At 56.4% G+C, this 20,794-nt stretch carries 21 protein-coding genes and 2 pseudogenes; 14 read left to right on the top strand and 9 right to left on the bottom strand.

Annotated elements, in window-relative coordinates:
* Positions 1 to 37: 37 nt before the first annotated feature.
* From ACVWXW_RS07405 to ACVWXW_RS07385, 5 genes are all read right to left on the bottom strand, one after another.
* Positions 38 to 259, bottom strand: a complete 222-nt coding sequence (locus ACVWXW_RS07405) for a hypothetical protein (protein ID WP_011432797.1) — start codon at positions 257 to 259, stop codon at positions 38 to 40.
* A 2-nt stretch (positions 260 to 261) separates the two neighbouring features.
* On the bottom strand, positions 262 to 588 hold the full coding sequence (locus tag ACVWXW_RS07400) for a hypothetical protein (protein WP_414329244.1): 327 nt from the start codon (positions 586 to 588) through the stop codon (positions 262 to 264).
* Between the two features lie 91 nt (positions 589 to 679).
* Positions 680 to 1,717: a CobW family GTP-binding protein gene (locus ACVWXW_RS07395; RefSeq protein WP_457394070.1), complete on the bottom strand. Its 1,038-nt coding sequence runs from the start codon at positions 1,715 to 1,717 to the stop codon at positions 680 to 682.
* Positions 1,718 to 2,114: 397 nt separating this feature from the next.
* Positions 2,115 to 3,062, bottom strand: a complete 948-nt coding sequence (locus ACVWXW_RS07390) for a DUF4335 domain-containing protein (RefSeq protein ID WP_457403385.1) — start codon at positions 3,060 to 3,062, stop codon at positions 2,115 to 2,117.
* A 73-nt stretch (positions 3,063 to 3,135) separates the two neighbouring features.
* Entirely contained in the window at positions 3,136 to 3,780 is a 645-nt protein-coding gene (locus ACVWXW_RS07385; RefSeq protein ID WP_414341745.1) for a DUF3038 domain-containing protein, read from the bottom strand.
* A gap of 391 nt (positions 3,781 to 4,171) precedes the next feature.
* Here ACVWXW_RS07385 and ACVWXW_RS07380 point away from each other — a divergent pair, with 391 nt between their 5' ends.
* The 5 genes from ACVWXW_RS07380 (at position 4,172) to ACVWXW_RS07360 (ending at position 7,854) form a co-directional block, all read left to right on the top strand.
* Positions 4,172 to 4,711 (top strand): FHA domain-containing protein, encoded by a 540-nt coding sequence (locus tag ACVWXW_RS07380; protein WP_457403383.1) that lies wholly within the window; start codon positions 4,172 to 4,174, stop codon positions 4,709 to 4,711.
* A gap of 30 nt (positions 4,712 to 4,741) precedes the next feature.
* Positions 4,742 to 5,485, top strand: coding sequence for a class I SAM-dependent methyltransferase (locus ACVWXW_RS07375; protein WP_457403382.1), 744 nt, complete (start codon positions 4,742 to 4,744; stop codon positions 5,483 to 5,485).
* A gap of 17 nt (positions 5,486 to 5,502) precedes the next feature.
* Entirely contained in the window at positions 5,503 to 6,285 is a 783-nt protein-coding gene (locus ACVWXW_RS07370; RefSeq protein WP_414349888.1) for an ABC transporter permease, read from the top strand.
* A gap of 341 nt (positions 6,286 to 6,626) precedes the next feature.
* The gene (locus tag ACVWXW_RS07365) at positions 6,627 to 7,340 is read left to right on the top strand and encodes a DUF4394 domain-containing protein (RefSeq protein ID WP_457394078.1); all 714 of its coding nucleotides are present in this window, start codon (positions 6,627 to 6,629) and stop codon (positions 7,338 to 7,340) included.
* A gap of 298 nt (positions 7,341 to 7,638) precedes the next feature.
* Positions 7,639 to 7,854 carry a sigma factor gene (locus ACVWXW_RS07360; RefSeq protein ID WP_457403381.1) on the top strand — a complete coding sequence of 72 codons (216 nt, stop codon included), beginning with the start codon at positions 7,639 to 7,641 and terminating at the stop codon, positions 7,852 to 7,854.
* A 38-nt stretch (positions 7,855 to 7,892) separates the two neighbouring features.
* On the opposite strand, the pseudogene ACVWXW_RS07355 reads toward ACVWXW_RS07360, so the two are convergent.
* Positions 7,893 to 8,076, bottom strand: a pseudogene (locus ACVWXW_RS07355) (hypothetical protein); the annotation flags it as partial.
* 42 nt (positions 8,077 to 8,118) lie between these two features.
* Here ACVWXW_RS07355 and ACVWXW_RS07350 point away from each other — a divergent pair.
* The 5 genes and pseudogenes from ACVWXW_RS07350 to ACVWXW_RS07330 all read left to right on the top strand — a co-directional run.
* Positions 8,119 to 8,499 (top strand): annotated as a pseudogene (locus ACVWXW_RS07350) (sigma-70 family RNA polymerase sigma factor); the annotation flags it as partial.
* The gene (locus ACVWXW_RS07345) at positions 8,496 to 9,251 is read left to right on the top strand and encodes an anti-sigma factor domain-containing protein (RefSeq protein WP_414421818.1); all 756 of its coding nucleotides are present in this window, start codon (positions 8,496 to 8,498) and stop codon (positions 9,249 to 9,251) included. The pseudogene ACVWXW_RS07350 and the gene ACVWXW_RS07345, both read left to right, overlap by 4 nt.
* A 150-nt stretch (positions 9,252 to 9,401) precedes the next feature.
* Positions 9,402 to 9,623, top strand: coding sequence for a DUF2839 domain-containing protein (locus ACVWXW_RS07340; protein WP_414329235.1), 222 nt, complete (start codon positions 9,402 to 9,404; stop codon positions 9,621 to 9,623).
* A 40-nt stretch (positions 9,624 to 9,663) separates the two neighbouring features.
* Positions 9,664 to 10,491, top strand: coding sequence for a carbon-nitrogen hydrolase family protein (locus ACVWXW_RS07335; RefSeq protein ID WP_011432809.1), 828 nt, complete (start codon positions 9,664 to 9,666; stop codon positions 10,489 to 10,491).
* Positions 10,492 to 10,500: 9 nt separating this feature from the next.
* Positions 10,501 to 10,767, top strand: coding sequence for a glutaredoxin family protein (locus tag ACVWXW_RS07330; RefSeq protein ID WP_457403380.1), 267 nt, complete (start codon positions 10,501 to 10,503; stop codon positions 10,765 to 10,767).
* A gap of 37 nt (positions 10,768 to 10,804) precedes the next feature.
* Here the strand turns inward: ACVWXW_RS07330 and ACVWXW_RS07325 are convergent, their stop codons facing one another.
* Entirely contained in the window at positions 10,805 to 14,302 is a 3,498-nt protein-coding gene (locus tag ACVWXW_RS07325) for a DNA polymerase III subunit alpha (RefSeq protein WP_457403379.1), read from the bottom strand.
* A gap of 117 nt (positions 14,303 to 14,419) precedes the next feature.
* Between ACVWXW_RS07325 and selD the strand changes: the two genes are divergently transcribed.
* The 3 genes from selD (at position 14,420) to ACVWXW_RS07310 (ending at position 17,699) form a co-directional block, all read left to right on the top strand.
* The gene (gene selD, locus ACVWXW_RS07320; protein ID WP_457403377.1) at positions 14,420 to 15,487 is read left to right on the top strand and encodes a selenide, water dikinase SelD; all 1,068 of its coding nucleotides are present in this window, start codon (positions 14,420 to 14,422) and stop codon (positions 15,485 to 15,487) included.
* A 435-nt stretch (positions 15,488 to 15,922) separates the two neighbouring features.
* Positions 15,923 to 16,420 (top strand): hypothetical protein, encoded by a 498-nt coding sequence (locus ACVWXW_RS07315; protein ID WP_414381897.1) that lies wholly within the window; start codon positions 15,923 to 15,925, stop codon positions 16,418 to 16,420.
* Positions 16,421 to 16,562: 142 nt separating this feature from the next.
* Positions 16,563 to 17,699 carry an ABC transporter permease gene (locus tag ACVWXW_RS07310; protein ID WP_457403376.1) on the top strand — a complete coding sequence of 379 codons (1,137 nt, stop codon included), beginning with the start codon at positions 16,563 to 16,565 and terminating at the stop codon, positions 17,697 to 17,699.
* A gap of 47 nt (positions 17,700 to 17,746) precedes the next feature.
* Here ACVWXW_RS07310 and ACVWXW_RS07305 read toward each other — a convergent pair whose 3' ends face one another.
* Positions 17,747 to 18,688: a hypothetical protein gene (locus ACVWXW_RS07305; RefSeq protein WP_457403375.1), complete on the bottom strand. Its 942-nt coding sequence runs from the start codon at positions 18,686 to 18,688 to the stop codon at positions 17,747 to 17,749.
* Positions 18,689 to 18,995: 307 nt separating this feature from the next.
* Between ACVWXW_RS07305 and ACVWXW_RS07300 the strand changes: the two genes are divergently transcribed.
* Complete coding sequence (locus ACVWXW_RS07300; RefSeq protein WP_414329849.1) at positions 18,996 to 19,583, top strand: hypothetical protein; 588 nt, start codon at positions 18,996 to 18,998, stop codon at positions 19,581 to 19,583.
* A gap of 221 nt (positions 19,584 to 19,804) precedes the next feature.
* Here ACVWXW_RS07300 and ACVWXW_RS07295 read toward each other — a convergent pair whose 3' ends face one another.
* Entirely contained in the window at positions 19,805 to 20,689 is an 885-nt protein-coding gene (locus ACVWXW_RS07295) for a hypothetical protein (RefSeq protein WP_414329850.1), read from the bottom strand.
* Positions 20,690 to 20,794 lie beyond the last annotated feature (105 nt).

The following is a 20,794-nucleotide window of genomic DNA, read 5'->3' as shown; positions in this document are numbered from 1 at the left end:
CCTTGCGTCTGGCCTCGATTCCCGGCTGGATCGATGGCTACCTATGGCCAGCTTCCGGCAGGGAATAGGAAGGGCTTGAGCTGAAGGGCTGAGCGGCTTGGACTTCCATTCGGGCCAAAGTCGTAGCGGCATCCGCCAGTTGTAGAGCAAGGTTGGCACGGCTAATCGGATCCCGGGCATTCCAGAGATCCTGTCCCAAACAAAACACCCGATAGCGAAAGGCTTTGATCGAGCGCGATGGGATGACCTTGACAGTCATGGCTACAACCTCTTCTCCACAGAGACGTGAATAGTCAGCAGAACCCGCTCGGGCTCAAGGTAAACAAATGTTACCAAAACAACCTCGTCCTCAGAGGTAATACTGACCGGGCAGGTGGCTTTCGGGGGTTCCACCCGTTCATGCCGTACCCCCACAGTGTATTCTCCAATCGGCAGGTCATCAAATCCAGCGTCCGCATAGATCAACTCAATGGTTTCTTCTGCAATCAACTGCCCCTCTCGCTCCAGGAAACTGAGAAAAGGGATCCCATCGATGGAGGTGAGCGCGTTGTTGGCCTGGTTGCGGATCATCACGAAGATGTCGGACATGGAGGGTGCGCCATCACCTCAGGGGTTTATGATCGAGGGTGCTGGAATGTAGCCCGACTTTCTTTAGCCTGGACTGCCGCCAAGTCCTGATTCAGCGACCAAACCCTTGACCCCACGTGGCCGGGCGGGCAAGACAGGCTTGGAGTTTTTTCCGCAGCTGGGCTGTATCGAGGCGCTGACCGATGAGCACCAACTGGTTTTTGGGCTGGCGAGGCCACTCATCGCTGCTGAGGGTATAGCGCCGACCGCTGAGGTGAAAGATATGTCGCTCTGGGCTTTCCTCGAACCACAACACCCCTTTGGCACGAAAGACTGCATCGGGCAACTCGTTGAGAAAATTTTGGAAAGCATCCAAAGAGAAGGGCTGATCGCTCTCAAAGGCTAGGGAGTTAAAGCCGTCAGCCTCGATGTGGCTGTGATGGGAGTGGTGGTGGTCATGATCGTGCTCATGGTCATGGTGGTCGTGACTGTCGTGATCATGGGCTTCTTCTTGGGGCAAGGAACTGGCCTGAAACAAATCGGTATCCAAGATTAGCTCCAGGGGAACTGCGCTGTTGACGGTGCGCAAAATGCGGGCATCTTCTTTGATCTCGCGGATGCGTTTTTCCAGACGCTCGATCTCGGCTTCCTCGACCAAATCGATTTTGTTGAGGAGAATCACATCCCCATAGGCAATTTGGCTGTAGGCCACGTTGCTGTTGAACAGATCGGGGGCAAAGTTGGTGGCATCTACCAGGGTGATAATCGAGTCTAGCCGCGTCAGATCTCGCAATTCTGGCCCCAAAAAGGTGAGGGCCACCGGCAAGGGATCCGCCAATCCCGTAGTCTCCACCACCAAGTAGTCGATGTGGTCAGAGCGTTCCATCAGCCGCAAAACACTCTCGGCGATGTCGTCCCGGATGGTGCAGCAGATGCAGCCGTTGTTCAGCTCCACCAAGTCTTCTTCGCTGGAGACGATCAGCTCCGCATCGATGCTGATCTCGCCGAATTCGTTGACCAGCACCGCTGTGCGCATCCCTTTCCGGTTGTTGAGGATGTGGTTGAGAAGGGTGGTTTTTCCACTGCCCAAAAAGCCTGTGATGATGGTGACAGGTAAGCCGCGCTGGGGCACTTCGATGGTTGCAGTCATGGAATGGCAGCGATCCGATATAGAGGGAACTCTTCCACTTTATCCTCTTTCCTCATTGCCCTAGCTGTCTGAAGCCGATTAAACCCTTCAGATGCGATCAGTAGAGCCTTTGCGCCTCGGCATTGGCGGCAGCCTTGGCTGTCTGAACTGGATGGTCTCTCTCTTTCCGGCTTAATCCTCCAGGGTCAGATCGCTTCCTCTAATCCCCCGGCCCTGAAAGTAGGGTTATTTCGATTCAAACTGGGACAATGCACCCAACACCTAAAACGTTGAACGCAGGGGGCCAGGGAGCTGTTCTCAGTGGCCCACGGGTCTCACCCTAACCTGAAGTGACTATCGATAACATCCCTAGGTAGACTATAGTGCTGACCCACCCCAGCTTGGCCTGTCAAGATGCCTACCTGTCCTGGGTTACTTCCACCTGGTTGCCCGGCTCTAGGCTGACGCGGAACTGTTGTGCGCCTGTTGGCAAGGGATCCGGCGGTAGCTCCGGCAGGTCGGCAAATGGGGTTTCGGCTCGGCGCTCTCGGGCAAGCTCATTCTCCGGCTCGGCAGCCAGCAGGGATCCCGTCCTATCCACCGTTACCCGGTAGACCAAGCTCTCTGGCCAATCGGGGGGAGACTGCCACTGCTCTGCCAAAATGTCTCGCAGACGGGAAAGGGGATCCGCCCCTGCTGCCTCTCTTCCCGCTGTTGGGTCAGATTCTTGGAGGGATGTGGCCAAAGGCTGCGATTGACCCGTCAAGGCAGGGGTGGTGAGCCGCTCTTGCGGGGAAGGGGAAACTGCGGGATCCCTGGGGGTGCGGCTGGCCCAGATCCCAACACCGGCCACAACTGCGATCCCTCCCACCAGCAGGGCCGCGATTCCGGTGGGCTGTCGATACCAAGCCCGCGTCACCGGAGTTCCCAGATTGGCCAGTTGGGGAATGTCATCCGCCACCTGGGAGAGGTTCTCCAGCAGGTCGTACAACTGCGTCATCGACAAATCCACCTGCGCGATGCGATCTTCCCCTTGGCGCACCGTGAGACGATGAAAAATAAAATCAAGCGGACGGATGGCCACGGTACCGCTGAAGGTTCCCTTGGGTTCCCCACTCAAGTGGGATCCCACGTAGCGGTCGATTACGGTGATCAAATCGTTGAGCCAAACGTTATCGCCGTGTAAAGTTTTGACTGTCTCTCCCTGGCGGATTTCCAACTGACACTCGAAGCTGCGCTGGATGGCTTGCAGCGGCGGCGTTGCAGAGGAGTCTGAAGAATTGGAATCGGCAGGGGCTTCTCCCCGTACAGTCAGCGTAGAAGTGGGCTGTTGATAGGTGTGGCTAACCAGGGTAAGGTTGGGCATGGCAACTGCGGGCAAACAACACGGGTAGAGGGCTACAGAGGCGATAACAGAGGTGATAATTGACGAACCTGCCTCAAGAAGAGGGTGAGGTATCGGGGCCGGAGCTGTGGGCTACCCCCTCTTCCTCCAGATCGCTGCCGGCAGGCAAATCCATCTCAGGACGGCTGAGCAAGGCTTTCCACAGGCGCTGAGCGCCTTTCGGGCTACTGTAGAACATCAGCTCAATCAAGATGCGCAGGGCCAGCTCGGTGAGGCTATTCTCATCGCGCACGTCCCCATCCACCATGCGGCTGCGGTAGTGAGAGAGGAATTCATCCAAGTAATCTCCCACCAGCGGCTGACGGAAGGGGCTGAGCTCTTGATCGACAGCGGCTTCCAGTTGCTCCAAGGTGCTGCGGATACGGGCTTGTTGCTGAGCAGCCAGATAGGCAATCACCATCACCAGGGCGCGGGCCTCTTCGATATCGACCTTTTTGCGCCCACCGCTGCTGCGGCGCAAGGGGTTAGCATTGCGCAGTCGCCAGAGGGTCACCCGGTCGCCAATCTGCTCTTCCAAGTTGAGGGCTTTGGCTGCGGCCAGAACCGCTTCGGAACTTTCTCCGCTCAGGGACTCCAACCCCAGCAGTAGCAAGTCCAACTGGGCTTTGATGGTACCGGTGGCTGTGTTCAGGCCAACGGGCCGACTGTCTAACTGAATGTGCTTGTGTTCCACCGTCACGCTGTCAATGGGAGCTTTGGGTTTCGACGAAACTCTATGATCTCCTGTCCAAGCCAAACCTGCAACCTACCTCCCTGCGCTCTAGTCTAAAAGACTTTGGGCATGCTAGACTGCTCGCCAGCCTGCCGAGAGTTGAGCTCTCAGGGTTCTTCCCCAAAACGGGGTAACTCTGGATGCATCTTAGACCAATAAGAATGGGTTTTCTGGGCCGGTTTCTGTTTCGGCAACGCCCCTACTCCTAGCTGAACTTGGGCTTTTGGACTCAGGGGGATGGCTACTTATAATGGGGAAAGCAGCTGCTGCTTTGGCCTTTAAGAGCTAAGTGACTACCCACCTTTATTGAGTTTCCCTTTTGTTGACACCAGCGACTCTAGGTGCAGCTTGATTCATCATGGCCTCTTCTGCTCGCTGCAGTACTCAGCCTGTCCCTGTTCACTGGGTCTTGATCTTCAGGGATCGATTGGGGCAGAGGGGGGTTGTTCTGGATAGTATCTATTACTCAGTGGGACGGTCTAAAGACAATCATATTCGCCTTTACGATCCCTGCGTCTCTCGGAAACACGCTTCCCTCATCCGCATCCCAGGTTCAGGGCCAACTGCACAGGGATCCCTGCAGTACAGCTACATGGTATTCGATGGCAGTCCGGGATCCAGGCCCAGCACCAATGGCCTATTCGTCAACGGAAAACGGGTTTTGTCCCATCGCCTTCAGCTCCTAGATAAGATAAGGTTTGGGCCGAACGTAACAGCAATTGTGGAGACAACGGATCGACTCAGCCCGGAAACCCTAGCCAAGTTATTGCAGCCTCTGGATGCTGCTAGCTCTACATCCCCATCCACATTTGATTTTAATTTTGATTTTAATAAAGACACGGAGCCGAACCCGGAAAACCTGGCTCAGCCAGAGGAAGAGGATTTCACTGTTGCCTAAGCCAACCCAACCAGTCTTCTGAATCCTCCTGTGCTCCCCATCCCACCTGCTCTGAGCGGCTACTGGCAAAATGCCTTTGACCTAGAAGCCCATCTGGGATCCTTCCTGGGCCTTGGGGCTGCCGATCTGCGGGAGAAACTGCGGGCAGGGCAGCAGCAATTGGCGGAGTTGGGCCGGCGAGACTTTGGCTGGGATCGGGCAGATGCGTTTTATCGGGATCAGGTGAGATCCGCCTATCTGCTGGATTTGGCGGCTTGGCACCTGAGCAGCACCGACTACATCGGCGATACCTTACGCCTGGTGGCGGATCATGCCCGCGGGTTGGTGTTGGATTTTGGCGGCGGCATCGGCACCCATGCTATCGGGGCGGCCCTCTGCGCAGCGGTGGATCAGGTGATCTTCTGGGATATCAACCCCATCCATCGGCAGTTTGTGCAATGGCGGGCGGAAAAGCTGGGCTTAACCGAGCGCATCCACTGTCCAGAAAACTTCCCAGAAGAGATCTTTTTTGACACGGTCATCTGCTTCGATGTGGTGGAACATCTGGCGGATCCGGCAGCGCAGTTGCGGCAGTTTTACGACTGGCTCAAGCCGTCAGGTAAGCTTTTGATCAACTGGTACTTTTTCAAGGGGTTTAACGGCGAGTTTCCTTTTCACCTGGACGACCCGCAAAAGGTAGAGCAATTCTTTCAGGTGCTGCAAAGCTGTTTTTTGGAGGTGTTTCACCCCTATTTCATTACCGCCCGCTGTTACCGCAAGTGGGATAAAAGCTGAGATTGGAGAAAACCAAGGTGCTGCGCTATTTGCGGATATTGTGGCTGTTTTGGAGCACCTCAATCGCGGCAGAAATGGAGTACCGTGCCAATTTTTTCTTTGCCAGCCTCAGCAGTCTGGGTGGCTTGGGATCCGCTCTGTTTGGGCTGTCGTTGTTTTACCAGCAGGGGCACCGGCTGGGCGGTTGGAGTTGGCCGGAAGCCCTCATCGTGTTGGGGGTGTTCACCATTCTGCAGGGGGTGTCGGCCAGTCTCTTTAACGTCAACCTCAATCGCATTGTGCAGCAGGTGCAGGAAGGCACCTTGGATTTTGTTTTGCTAAAGCCAATAAGCAGCCAGTTTTGGCTGTCGGCCAGGGTGTTTTCCCCCTGGGGCCTGGTGGATATCGGCTTTGGCCTGTTGCTGATTCTCTACGCCGGGATCCAGCTCCATTTGCCTGCTTGGGCCTATGCTCTGGGGCTGCTGCCTCTGCTGCTGGGGCTGATCATCCTCTACAGCCTCTGGTTTATGTTGGGAGCCACCAGCATTTGGTTTGTCAAAATCTACAACGTCACCGAGGTGCTGCGGGGCCTAGTAGAGGCAGGACGATTTCCGATAGTGGCCTATCCGGTGGCCTACCGCGTGTTTTTCACCTTCGTCGTGCCGGTGGCTTTCCTGACCACCATCCCGGCGGAGACCCTGCTGGGGCGAGCCCAATGGCCGTGGCTGCTGGGATCCGCTCTGCTGGCGGCAGGGCTGTTGTGGGGATCCCATCTCTTCTGGCGCTTTGCCCTGCGCTTTTACACCAGCGCTTCCAGTTAAAGTCTGGGCCAAAAAGCTTGGATCCCACGCATCCGAGTTTCCAGGAGTTGAGTAATTTCTACAGACGCGCCCCACGCGCTGACATCGCGGAGAACAACTGCCTTCAGTACAAGGCAGAGGGAATCGCAGAGTTCTCTGGGTTGAGGGCAAAAAAGTTTTCACTGCAGCGCTTTGCAGCCACAGGCTCTGTGGTTTAGGGGGGCTTGTCTGTCAGTGGTTTTGATGGTTTGTCGATCTTTTGAGGAGCCTGTTCAATGCACAAACACACAAGCTTTGTAGCAGCATCTGTGATAGCCGGCAGTTTTGCTCTCTTGGGCTGTGGCAGCAGCACTTCGTCTTCGATGATGCCTTCCCAAGCGGATTTGGTGGCTTTGAGCAGCGGCAATCGCCTCACCTTTATCCGCTCTGCCGATGCCTTTGTGCAGGGATCCCTGACGGTAACAGGAGTGAACGGCAACCTCATTGGTATCGATGTGCGCCCTGCCAACCGGCTGCTTTACGGGCTGACCGACACCAGCATCCTTTACACCATCAACTTGCAGACCGGTGTCGCTACCGTGGCCAGCACTCTGTCGGTTCCCTTCACCGCGGGCACGCTTTCTGGCATGGATTTCAACCCTGTTCCGGATCGGCTGCGCTTGGTGGGAGCCAATGGCCAGAACTTCCGCATCAATGTGGATACGGGCGAAGTGATCCAAGATAGACCTTTGGCCTTTGGCCCAATGGAACTACAGGGATCCCAGCCGGCCATCACCGCCGCCGCCTACACCAACAATGTGGCGGGTGCCCAATCCACGCGGCTGCTGAACATCGACGGGCAACGGAACCTGCTGGTGTTGCAGAATCCCCCCAACGATGGGGTTCAGGTGCCCATTGGCCCTCTGGGGGTGAACTTCGGCCCTATGGGTGGGTTTGACATCCGTACTGCTGATGGAGTGGATACCGGCTTTGCCATCGGCGGCTCCACCTTGTATCGAATTGACCTCAACACCGGTCGGGCCACATCCCTGGGCACCCTGCCGGGTGGGCCGTTCTTTGGCTTGGCCGCCCTCTAGGAAAGCCGATTCCCATTTGCCTATCTAAATCAAGGTTAATCAACATTAATCAATGTTTTGGATTCATTGATTTGGAACCAATTGTTGGAATCGTTTTGAGATCGTTGCTGCTGTTGATCCTTGACCCGGCCCGATCCCAGCTCAGGATTGGGCCTTCTATTTCCCCACAAGTCAGGGTTGACCTTCGCCTATGCAGACGATAAATTATGAGAGCCGCTGCCCTGCTTGGATTACTCTGGGCGATGCTTGTGCCTCTGCAGTTTCTCTCTCTCTTCCATCCCGTTTCCTCTTCCCGCTCATGAAGATCGAGGGCGACAAAGCTGAGGAATCCCTGCAGGAAAAAACCGATGCAGAGGTGTTTGCAGCCCTAAAAGCAGGCCGGTCACAAGCTCTGGCCATTCTCTACGACCGACACGCCGGCTTGGTGTACGGAATTGCCTGCAAAATGCTGGGCAGTACTGCCGAAGCCGAAGATCTCACCCAGGATATTTTTTTGAACTTGGCTCGTTCCTGATACATTTACGCTGAACACTGCTGAACATCACTGTTCAACTATGCAGCGATAGCATTCTGTTTGTTTCCAAACAGAATGGCGGTATTCCGCAAAGCTTTGAGTGGAATACCCAAAGCGCAGTTTCCGTGTCGTCTTACTACCAATTTTCTGCTTTGCTTTGGCTACCATGTTGGCAGACTCGAAAGTAAACAGAAAGATCAACTGGTAGTAATCCGTACTGAACATATTATACATTATTTTCAGTATAGTTGAGCTTATTATTGACTAGAGTCATGCTCCTTTGATCCCAGACGGGGATCCCTGCGCACCTACCTGAGCATCTTGGCTCGCTCTCGCTGTTTGGATCGGCTGCGCTCTTGGCGGAATCGACAGCGCTCCCTGGAACAGGGCAGAGTGGAATTGCAGGGTAGTCCTGCTGCGGATCCCACCTTGGAGCAGTTGGCCCAAGCGGAACGGGTGGCCGAGGTGCAAACGGCCTTGGCCGAGTTGTCCGAAAGTCAACGGCAAGTCTTAAAGATGGCCTATTACGAAGGCATGAGCCAAACGGAAATTGCCAAGCAACTGGATCTGCCTTTGGGAACGGTCAAAGCCAGAGCTCGGCGGGCTCTGCTGCGGCTGCGCGAGTTGTTGGGAGGCCCCTCATGAAAGCCGAATCTGTGTCTCCCGAAGAACTGCAACTGTGGCTGGCAGGCTATGTGCTGGGGGATCTCTCCCCGGAAGAGGCCGAGCGGCTGGAAGCCTTGCTCAAGCTGCGCCCGGAGCTGCACCGAGAACTGCAAGCGTTGCAACGGGCGTTGGAGACAGCCTACGGCGTGGAGGAAAAGCAACCTCCCCCCGCCCTGCGGGCTTCTCTGTTGCAGGCACATGCGGAGCAGGCAGCCCAACCGATGCGCACCCCCGCCTGGATTGCCAAGGGATCCCGTCTCTGGCAACGGGGCTTGGGGGCGGTGGCCGCAGGCTTGATCGTCGCTTTGGGGCTGGGGAACCTCTACCTGTGGCGCAGGCTGCAGCTAGCCCAGACTCAAGGGATCCCTGGCGAGGTGTTGACCTATGAATTGCAGCCGACTGCGGAGAACCTGGCCGGCTCGGTCAAGCTTGAGGTGGATCCCCAGCGCCTGCAAGGGCGATTGGTGGCCCAAGGGTTGCCGCCTTTGCCGGAAGGCCGGGTCTATGCCCTGTGGGTGGTGCTGGAACCGGAGGCGCCCTTTACCACCGATAGGGCGGGGGCCGTTCTCGTGGCAGCTTTTCCGGTGGATGAAACAGGAAATCGCCAACAGGAGCTGCGCCTACCGCCGGTGTTTGAATCTACAGAATGGGTGCGGGCTGTGGCCATTACCGAAGAGGATGGCAATCGTCCCCAAGAGCACCAGGGATCCCCTTTGTGGATTTCCGGCTAGGGAAAGCATCGGCAGGCCCATGGATTGGCGTGGCCTGATGGCGTAAATAGGCGATTATTATGCAGATTGATATCCACCCAGTCTTGTGACCCAGACAGAAAACCTTAAGATAAAAGTCGCCACCCCAGCGAAGAACTTGGAGGCCACCCCATGGGCGAAGCGAAGCGCCGTAAAACCCGCATCAGCCAAGATCCCGACCAAGAGCTGGTGTTTCCCAACCTCAAGGATATTCCCCTCACCAAAGGGCAAGCTCGCGCCATCTACAATTGGACAACCCGTGGCGCTTGGGCAGGCATCATTCTCCTGGCCATCATTTGGGTGGTGATCCGATTTGTAGGGCCTGCCTTCGGCTGGTGGCATCTGGTCGGCTAGCCGGCCGGATCCCCTTTAGCATCCTTTGGAGTTTCCGTCTATGCGCTCTTATCTGGCAGCCGCCATTCAAATGACCAGCATTCCCGATCTGGCCAGCAACTTGCAGCAGGCGGAAGAGTGGATCGACTTTGCAGTGCGCCAGGGATGCGAGCTGGTGACGCTACCAGAAAACTTTGCCTTCATGGGGCCGGAAGCCGAGAAAGCCCGCCTTGCTCCTGAGATTGCGGAGCGGGCGGAGGAGTTTTTGGCCAAGATGGCCCAGCGTTACCAAGTATTTATTTTGGGAGGAGGGTATCCTGTGCCGGACGGGCAGGGCAAAGTTTACAATACCGCTGCCCTCTACAGCCCTGACGGCAAAGAGCTGGCCCGCTATCGCAAAATCCACCTGTTCGATGTCAATCTGCCCGACGGCAATACCTACCGCGAGTCGAACACGGTGGTCAGCGGAGATGAGGTGGTCACCTGCGAACAAGAGCAACTGGGGAACCTCGGTTTGTCGGTCTGCTACGACGTACGCTTTCCAGAGCTGTACCGATCCCTGGTGGATCGCGGAGCCCAGATTTTGCTCATCCCTGCCGCCTTCACGGCCTACACGGGTCGGGATCACTGGCAGGTTTTGCTGCAATGCCGGGCCATTGAGAACACCTGTTACGTGATAGCCCCCGCCCAGGTGGGCACCCACTACGAGCGGCGGCAATGTCATGGCCACGCCATGATCGTGGACCCCTGGGGGACTATCTTGGCGGATGCGGGTGGCGAAAAACCGGGGGTGGCCATTGCTGAAATTAACCCAGAGCGTTTCCAGTTGGTCAGGCGGCAGATGCCTTCCCTACAACACCGTCGGCTGGCCTGCACCGTCACCCGCTAGGGATCCGCTATGCCATCCCCTTGGCCTGCGCTGATTCTCTACAGCAAACCCGGCTGCCACCTCTGCGAGAGCTTGGTGGAGAAGTTGCGGCAGATCCCCGAAATCCGTGATCTGGAAGTCCGCGACATCACCTCCAACCCGAGTTGGTGGGAGCAATACCAACTGGAAGTTCCCGTGCTCACCCTGGCAGGGGATCCCGAGCGACCTTTGCCACGTCCTTCCCCTCGGCTGACGGTGAGCCAGTTGCGGGCTTGGCTTGAGAAACAGCTCCGTTGAATTTCTCCTGCTGCTGCCGGAGCTTTCTCTGCCATGCCTATGGAGAGAGCAGCGATTCGCTGCGGGCGGTGTAGCCGGCTTGACGCAGGGCTTCAACGGCGGCTTGGGCATTGTTAACCCAAAATTGGGATCCCATTCTCACCCAAAGGGTATGGGGATGGGCGGTGATGGCAGCCACGACAGGAATGCGATTTTCTTCTTTAATTTCCGAGCGTTGGCGAGCGATTAGCGTCTGTAAACGGTATCGATCCTCCAGTGTCCCGGCAGAGTCGAGAGGGATCTCCACCGTTACCCAGCTAACAGATTCAATCGGTTGCAAATCTTCCACAATCAGTTGCACCTGTTCATCCCGCTGATCCACTTTGGCCCAGACCCACAGCCGTTGATCCACCTCCAGGCAACCGCGCAAACGTTCGTAGGTTTTGGGAAAGATCACCGCTTCACAACTGCCGGTGAGATCTTCCAGTTGCAAAATGGCCATGCGATCCCCTTTCTTGGTTGTGACATTTTTAATGGCAGTCACCAGGGCGAGAACGCCCACAGAGGCATCGGCTGCGCAGCCGCCCAAGTCAGCTAGGTTTACAGGGGCCAGCAGTCGCGCTTGCTCCTGAATGCGCCGCAGCGGATGATCCGAGACATAAAACCCCAGCAGCTCCCGTTCTAGCCTCAACTTTTCCTGAGGTGGAAAATCTTCAGTAGCCGGCCCACGCGGAGCCTCCACAAATCCATTGCCGGCGCTGCTATTGCTCCCCAATAGATCGAACAAGCTGGCTTGGCCGATGGCTTTGGACTTGGCTCGCTGCGCTGCCCAACTGAGGATGGGATCCAAATCGGCAATTAGTTGTTTACGATTTCCAGAAATACAATCAAAAGCGCCCGCACAAATCAGGGCCTCCAGGGCACGACGGTTAACAATGCGCAGATCCACCCGCTGGCAAAAATCCGCCAGAGAGGTGAAGGGGCCATCAGCTTGACGGGCAGCCAAAATGTTTTGAATGGCCCCCTCCCCTACATTCTTCACTGCCCCCAGACCAAACAAAATGCTGGATCCCTGGGGAGTAAAGTCCATTCCAGAACGGTTGATATCCGGCGGCTGAATTTGGATCCCAATTGACAAGCAATAGGTAATGTAGCGCTGTACCTTGTCCTGATCTCCCCCCACAGAAGAGAGCAAGGCTGCCATATATTCCGTTGGGTAATTGGCCTTGAGGTAAGCTGTTTGAAAAGTAATCAACCCATAGGCAGTAGAATGCGATTTATTGAAGCAATACTCGGCAAAAGCAACCATTTGATCAAACAATTCTGTGGCAACTTCTTGGCTTACACCCCGCTTGGCTGCCCCCTGCACAAATTGCTCGCGGTGTTTCTCCATCTCGGAGACTTTCTTTTTCCCCATCGCTCGCCGCAGCAGATCGGCTTGGCCTAAGGTGTATCCGGCCATGTCTTGGGCAATGCGCATGATCTGTTCCTGGTAGAGGATGGCTCCGTAGGTATCCTGAAGAATGGGCTTGAGGAGTTCGTGGGCATAGGTTACCGGTTTGCGACCGTGCTTGCGATCGATAAAGTCGGGGATCATTCCCGTATCCAATGGGCCTGGCCGGTACAAGGCCAATACTGAAGAAATATCTTCCAGGTTGGAAGGTTTGAGCTCCCGCACCACCTGCTTCATGCCAGAAGATTCCAGTTGGAAGATCCCTTCCAGCTCTCCCTTTTCCAAAAGCTGGTAGGTTTTCTTGTCGTCTAGGGGTAGGTTATCCAGATCTATATTGACGCCATTGTGTTCTCGGATCAGTTCCACTGCCCGCTGAATCATCGTCAGGTTGCGCAGACCCAAAAAGTCCATCTTCAGCAAGCCCAAAGACTCGATATCTTCCATCGAGTACTGGGTGATAATTTGGCCTTCATTGTTGTACTGCAGAGGCACGATCTCATCTAAGGGATCCTTAGCAATCACCACACCGGCAGCGTGAACCCCGAAGGTTTTGTTGGTGCCCTCCAACAAACGTGCCAGCTCGATCCAGCGGTGGGTGGTTGGGTCTTTCTCGTATTTTTCTTTGAACTCTGGAGCGGGAGTATCCTCGCCAATCATCTCTTCCAATTTTGCGGGCTTGCCTCGGGATACCGGGATCAATTTCGCCATTTTGTCGGCTTCTGAGTAGGGAATGTCTAAGACTCGACCGACATCTTTGAGAATGGCTTTAGAGGTCATGCGGTTAAAGGTGATGATCTGGGCGACTCGCTCTTGGCCGTATTTGCGGGTCACATAGTCGATCAGCTCTCCCCGCCGCTCGATGCAAAAATCCGTATCGATATCCGGCATCGATTGACGTTCTGGATTGAGAAATCGCTCAAACAGTAGGCCGTATTTAACCGGGTCAATGTTGGTAATTTGTAGGGCATAGGCCACCAGGGATCCTGCTGCCGAGCCTCGCCCCGGCCCCACCGGGATCCCCTGCTCGCGGGCATAGCGAACGTAGTCCCAGACCACCAGGAAATAGCTGGAGAAGCCCTTTTGTTGGATGATGTTCAGCTCAAAGCGCAGGCGCTCCTGGTAGTTTTGGGGGATCTGATCCGGCTGAGCAACACCGCAGCGCTTCGCCAGCCCCTGCCAGGCCAATTCTGTGAGATAGCTATCGGCAGAATGGCCCGGTGGAACCGGGTAGTCGGGCATGCGCATTTCCCCAAATAGCTCATAGCCCTCGATCTTTTCCAGCACCTTCAGGGTGTTGGCGATGGCCTCGTCAATCACCTCCTGTTCCAAATGGTCACGGCAGAGACGGCGCATCTCTTCTGGGCTTTTCAGGTATTCGGTTCCGGTGTAGCGAAGGCGATTTTTTTCAGTAAGGGATTTGCCTGTTTGAATGCAGAGCAGCGCATCGTGGGCCTCTACATCCCAGCAGGAAATAAAATGGCTATCGTTGGTGAGGATGATCGGGATCCCCAATTCGCGGGCGATGCGCACCAACTGCACATTGACAAAGCGATCTTCTTGATAGCCGTGATCCTGAATCTCGATGTAATAATCATCCCCAAACTGCTCTTGGTACCAAGCGGCAACTTCACGGGCAATTTCTGGCCGCCGCTGCAAAATAGCTTGAGGCACTTCTCCTGCCAAGCAGCCGCTGGTGACGATCAGCCCTTCTTTGTATTGCACCAAATACTCTTTGTTGATGCAGGGGCGAGAGAAAATCCCTTTCCCTTGAATGCCATGTAGATGGGAAATGGTGGTTAGCTTCACTAAGTTTTTGTAGCCCTGGGTATTTTTGGCCAGAACCACTTGGTGATACTTGGGGTACTTGCGGCTTTTGTCGCGGATATCGCCGTTGATTACATACATTTCATTGCCGATGATTGGAGTAATCCCTTTGCTTTTACACAGTTTCACCAGCTCTAACGCCCCATACATGACACCGTGATCCGTCAGGGCCAGCCCCGGCAAACCCATAGCCACCACCTGCTCGATCAGACGCGGCAATTGGCTGGCGCCATCCAAGAGGCTGTATTCGCTGTGGAGATGCAAAGGAACAAAAGACATGGCAACGCTATGGATAGTGGGATCCCTTTAACCTTAACTCAGCGTGTCCATTTCTCGACTGCCTGCAGATGCCGCTACAGTAAAGTCAGCTGATGTTTTTTCCCTTTTCTTGAACCTATGGATGCTCCCATTCGCCTCACCCAGTACTCCCACGGCGGTGGCTGCGGCTGTAAAATTGCCCCGGCCCTGCTGCAACAAATTCTTAAGGATGTGCCCCTGCTATCCCCAAATCCGGCTTTGTTGGTGGGAGCTGAAACCAGCGATGATGCGGCTGTCTATCAAATAAGCGACCACCAAGCCCTAATTTTGACCACCGACTTCTTCATGCCGATTGTGGATGAGCCGGTGGATTTTGGTCGGATCGCGGCGACCAATGCCCTTTCCGATGTCTACGCGATGGGGGGCACTCCCATTCTGGCTTTGGCAGTTTTGGGCATGCCGGTCAATACCCTGCCGATGCAGGCCATCCAAGGGATCATGGCCGGAGGGATCCAGGTTTGCCAAGAAGCCGGGATCCCTTTGGCAGGGGGGCACTCCATCGATTCGCCGGAGCCCATCTTCGGCTTGGTGGCAGCAGGTTTGGCCCATCCACACCACATTCGCCGCAATGCCACGGCCCAAGCCGGGGACGATCTGATCCTGACCAAGCCGCTGGGGATCGGGGTGATGACCACCGCTCTGAAAAAGGGTCAGCTCAGTGCGGCAGGCTACGCGGAAGTTTTGCAGGTGATGACCCAGCTGAATCGCATCGGCTCGCAACTGGCCCAGCGACCGCAAGTTCACGCCATGACGGATGTAACAGGGTTTGGCCTGGTGGGACACTTGCTGGAAGTCTGTCGCGGCTCGGGGGTGGGGGCCAGTTTGGATCTGGCTTCCATTCCGTTTTTGGCAGAAGCGCTCTCGCTGGCAGAGGCGGGGATCTTCCCAGGGGCGGCTCGTCGCAATTGGCAGGGCTATGAGGGGGTACAGGCAGAATCCCTGCCCGAGTGGCAGCAACTGCTGCTGGCAGATCCCCAAACCAGCGGGGGCTTGCTGGTGGCGGTGGATCCCGGCTACACCTCAGACCTCTTGCAAGAGCTGCACAGTGCCGGCTACCCCTACGCCCGTCGCATTGGCCGCTGCCAAGCTGGAGACACCAGAATCCATGTTACCGGCAAGATCAGCCTCAGCCCAGCGGCAGCCTGAAGAAGACCCTCTGGCAATACTGATACATTCACGCTGAACTCTCCTGAACATGGTTCAGGAAAGAAGCGATCGCATCCTGCCTATCTCTGTTCGCGTCAGCGGGACGGAGTCCAAACAGGAAGGCGGTATCCCGCAAAGCCCTGAGGAATACCCCCCGAGCGCTTTCCCCCTTCACTTCCCGGCAACCGTTGCGGTGGACTCAAGGATCAGGGGGAAACTTGGTCTACTATATCCCTCTCAATGACTTTTGCCAAACCGCCTAAAGCTCAGTAAATTCAGCAAAGTTCAGGGTTTTGGGGGTTAGAGGCATGCTCACCATGCAAAGTCTCATGCAAAGTCTCGATAGAGGGCTCAGTATGAAGATTGCGTCAAGCAGCTCTGAGAAAGTTAAAGATACCATGTGAGGCAAGGGAAGGTTGAGATATCCTGAGATCTATGAGCGAGCTTCCCCCCAGCCGTAGTCTGGTTCAGCGAGTTGAGCCTGGCCAGCTGATTCGAACCCTCAGCAGTGGGCAATTGCTGATGGTGGATCCCCAGCGGCACAACGCCCTGATCATCTGCAAGACGTTTCATGCTGAGTTTGCCGGGCCGGGTGCTGCTGTTGGGGGGCCATTGGATGTGGAGTCCGGCGGCGTTGTCCCCATTGGGGATGTGGTTTTGCTGCATCCGCAAGACCACCAAGAGCGGCAAAATGCCTATGCCAAGCGGCTGCACTGGATGCGTTGGCTGCAGCAAATCACCGACAATCCTTTGCCGGCCCAGCGGGCGCGGGTTTTGCTCTTTAGCTTAGAGGAATTTTTCTCTGCGGATTTGGTTAGCCAATTGCCCGATGACATTTTGGCACGGCTGGTGGGGGTGCTGCCCCAGACGATTGCTGCGGTGCGGATGGAGATGACGGCCCTCTACAGCCCCAGCTATTCCTTGGCAGGCTGAGCTTGTCTTGGACTGGGGAAGGGACTCGTCCTGCCAGCATGAATCGGTGACACCTTGCAGCCCTCTCTGCAACTGGAACAAGACACGATCAGCTACACTGCTGGCATTTGGTTCAACTGGACTCGACTGGAATCTTTGCCTCATGCAGTGGTGGAAACGGCTTCGCCAAAACCGATGGGCCCAAGTAGGAGCTTACATTCTCCTTGTTTTCTACGCCTGCGCCATTTTTGCCGAGTTTGTTGCCCCCTACAGCCCGCTGGAATCTCAACCGGGGGGATCCCTTCTGCCGCCCACCGCCATTCACTTTTGGGATGAATCGGGCGCTTGGATTGGGCCCCACGTTTATCCAACCCGCCAGGGGCCAGTGGATCTGGAAACGGGAGAACGCCCGCTCTTGGTGGATACCAGCCGTCCAGCCGGGATCCGCTTGTTTGTGGCCGGTACTCCCTACCGTTGGTTGGGGTTGATCCCCTCCAATCGGCATCTGTTCGGCACCGTCCCGCTGCGGCCTGTTGCAGAAGCAGGACAAGTGGGATCGCAAATCAGCGAAGAGCCACCTCTGGCACGGCTGCACCTGCTGGGCACAGATGATCAAGGTCGGGACTATTTCAGTCGCTTGGTCTATGGCGGGCGCGTCAGCCTGTTTATCGGCTTGGTGGGCATTGGCATCTCTTTCCCCATTGGTCTGCTGGTGGGGGCCATATCCGGCTACCTTGGGGGCTGGGTGGATACGCTCCTGATGCGCTTGGCCGAGGTGTTGATGTCGATTCCGACGCTGTATCTGCTGGTGTCGCTGGCAGCGGTGTTGCAGGTGAATCCGCTGACCGGGGTGCCTTTCAGCAATGCCGAGCGCTTCTTGGTGATTGTGGTGATCCTCTCTTTTGTGGGTTGGGCGGGCCTAGCCAGGGTGATTCGTGGGCAGGTGCTGTCCTTGCGAGAGCGGGACTTTGTGCAGGCAGCGCGGGTAGCCGGGGCGGGATCCCTGTATCTGCTGGTGCGGCATATTTTGCCCCAGACAGCCACTTATGTGGTGATCTCGGCAACCTTGGCGGTGCCCGGCTACATTGCGGCAGAGTCGGTGCTGAGCCTCATCGGGTTGGGGATCCAACAGCCGGATGCCTCTTGGGGCAACATGCTCTCGCTGGCCACCAACGCTTCGGTGATCATCCTACAGCCCTGGCTGGTGCTGGCCCCCACTTTGATGGTGGTGCTGACCTCTCTATCCTTTAACCTGCTGGGGGATGGTTTGCGGGACGCCCTCGATCCTCGGGAAGGGTGAGCTGCTTCCCCATTGCGCCGAGTGAGGGGAATGGAGTGGCCTGCAAATCACCGCTTTCCGTCGGGATAGAGCCGGTTTAGACCCTTGCGAGCCTTAGCATGGACATCCAGGGTGGCATCCATTTTCAGGATCTGCCGGTAAACTTGCTCGGCACGAGCCACTTCCCCTTCCTGTTCCAACTTTTCTCCTAGCTTGAGCAAGTTTTGGGCTGAGAGATCTGCCCAAGGATTCTGTTCGGCTGTTGGCTCCTGCAGTTGCCGCAGCTCTTCTAGGCGCTCTTGCACCATCGGTCGTAACAGCCAAGAGTCATCCAGATCCAAAACCTCTCGGTAGTAGCGCTGGGCCTCTTTAAAGTTCTTTTGCTCGTCGTAGGCTTCCGCCAGTTGTAGCGCCAGTTCCGCTGTGGGCTGATCCTTAAACTGGCGATGCAGTTGGTTCAGTCGCCGCACAAAGGGGGATCCCTGCTGCGGGTTTTTCAAATCCGGGGCGTGCTGAACCGGCAGATAGTCGTCCCTCTCCGCCGATGGTTGAGGGGAAGGGGCAGGCTCTGCAGCTTGAGGTCGAAGGGGCGCTTGGCGGCTGATGCTTTTGGGATCGATGGGGGTGGGCTTGTAAACCCAAATTGGCTGATCCGGAGGAGATGCGGGTGGGGTTGGGCGTGGGATCGGCTGCGGCAAGGGAATGGTCTTGCGATCCGGCGGTTCAGGAGATGGCTGCTTCAGCTCCTCAAGGGTGCTGGGAGGTTTGGGGGCCTGAAATTGAATCGCTTTGGGAGTCTCCCTGCCCTCTTGGGCCAATTCTCGGTACAGAGCGGCCAATTGAAGGTAACCCGCCTCCTCGTAGGCGGTGGCCAGCCAACGGGCATTCTCTGGGCTGGGATCCGCACGATAAGCTCGCCGGAGCAACTGCAAAGCAGTGCCGTAGTTGCGCTCTCGAATGGCTGCCCGTCCCAAACTCGCTGAGCTGACCCCGATGGTATCGCTGGCCATAGTCCCCCATCTGTCTTGGCGCCGACAATAGAGCTAAGAGTCAAGGCTGAGCTGCTGATAATTCAGGTTTTCCAAGCCAGCCACGTGGGTTGACGCTTGCTTAATATAACTGGATTCCTTGGCCATAGCATACCCTCACCAGCCGGGATGTTATCTGCTCGGACAGCTCCCTCTTGTTGAGATCTCTCGCTTTATATCAATTCAATGTCGATATTGAGGGTGGGATTGGATTGAGATCTGGATGCCAAGTTAACTTTCGGGCTAGCTTGTAGTCAGATCTTCAGCAGCAACAGGTTCTGACGCCAACATGATCCAAGACTTTCGAGAGCGGTACCCCATGGGCAGCTTGCTCACCGATCTGTTGCGGGTGGAAGAAGGGATCTACATCGTCAGAGCCCAGGTGGTGGTGAACAACACGGTTTTGGGCAGTGGCATGGCTGGCTCGAACACCGTCGAAGAGGCGGAAGATGCTGCCTTGAAGCGCGCCCTCCACCACGCAGGATTTGGTCGCCCCACTTCCTCTTTGAGTTTGGGCATGGATTCTGCTGCCGCCAGGGTGCCTTATCTGCCAACTCCTGAGTTGGCCAACGGACACGCTCAGTCTTCCCCTGCTTCTCCAGCCCCCGAGTCGATAGGGATCCCTGCAAAGCCAAGTTCCCCAGAGCTGCCCGGTCTAAGTGAGCCGGCGGCCTATGGGGATGACCTATCGGACATCATTGCCCAAACGGATGTGGAGATGCAGCGCATTGGCTGGGGCCGCAAGGAAGGACAAGAGTTTTTGGAACGTCGCTTTCAGAAGAAATCTCGCCACCAACTCAGCGACGCCGAGCTGCGGGAGTTTTTGCGCTACCTAAAACAGCAGCCCTCCCGCCTCAGCAGCGAACCCCGCTTTTGAAGTCTTCTCGGCCTTGCCGCCAAGATCTCGGGATCTGGAGATCTGGCAACTCCTATCTTCCAACTAGGGTTGTTCCGAGCCCGTTCAAGTAGCCTCTGACCCTTGCCCCCGGCCCCTCTGGAAGGGGGAGTTGGGAATCAAGCCAGCCAACTGTTTTACTGCTAGTTGGCTGCTACTTGGAATAAGCCCGTTCTACCGTCGGTGTCTTGCTGCTGCTGAAGCTAGGGCGCACCTACAATCACGCTGGTGTCTTCCATTTGCTTCACGACCGTTTCTCCCCCTTCCGAGAGCACAACCCGTCGCTCTGGCACCGATACTCCGGCCACCTTGGCGGTTTGGTAGTTTTGCCCGGCCTGCACCACAGCGGGAATGACACCTGGGCCAGAAACCAGAGCAAAGGACTCGCCGCCGATCTGTATCATCCCGGAAACCTGTACACTGCGGGCAAAGGCAGCCGGGTCGGGGGTAGGCGTTGGGATCGGGGTGGCCACTGCTACAGGCGCTCCATTGCCGTCGCCAGGAGGGGGCAAAACCGGAGGTGGAGGCAGGGGCGGCAGGACAATCTGCGGTTCAGGAGCGCGAATGTTCTGGGGCACAAAGGGATCCACACGGCCAGCCCCACTCAAGGCCCGCTGGGTTTCCTGCTCTCGATCCACTGGCGGGATCAGGCTAGAGGCAGCTTGGGTAGCCTGCAGAAGGGAGGGCACCGGCGGCGGGGGTTGATCGGGGGCGGTCTGGCCAAAGCCGGCAGGCAAGTTCACCGTTTGTTGCCGGGCGAGAGCTTGCATCTGGCTGGCTCCGCGGGCCAAGGTGGCGCTCATATCCTGTTCCCAAGTCCCTGCAGCATTCAGCCGCATGATCACAGGGCTGGTTCCCCCCCGAGACTCCACCCAAATTTCCGCTTCTGTGTCGCTCAATCGCCGCGAGCTGAGGATCCGGGATCCCGGAGGCAAGAGGGGCCGAAGCGCCAGTTCGGCCTCAGGAACAGCCTGTTCGTTGGCCAGAGCCGGGAACCAACGGGGGGCCAAAAACGCAACGCCCCCTGCCAACAGCAGGCCGGCTACAAGAAAGCAGGACAATGGGCGAGCAGGCAGCGATTTCAGCATAGAGACCACCGGGAGAGAGCATGACTCTAGTCAATAATAAGCTCAACTATACTGAAAATAATGTATAATATGTTCAGTACGGATTACTACCAGTTGATCTTTCTG

Source organism: Thermostichus sp. MS-CIW-30, assembly GCF_054058015.1.
Note: the sequence above shows the minus strand (reverse complement) of the source record. Positions and strands in the feature narration are given on the sequence as shown.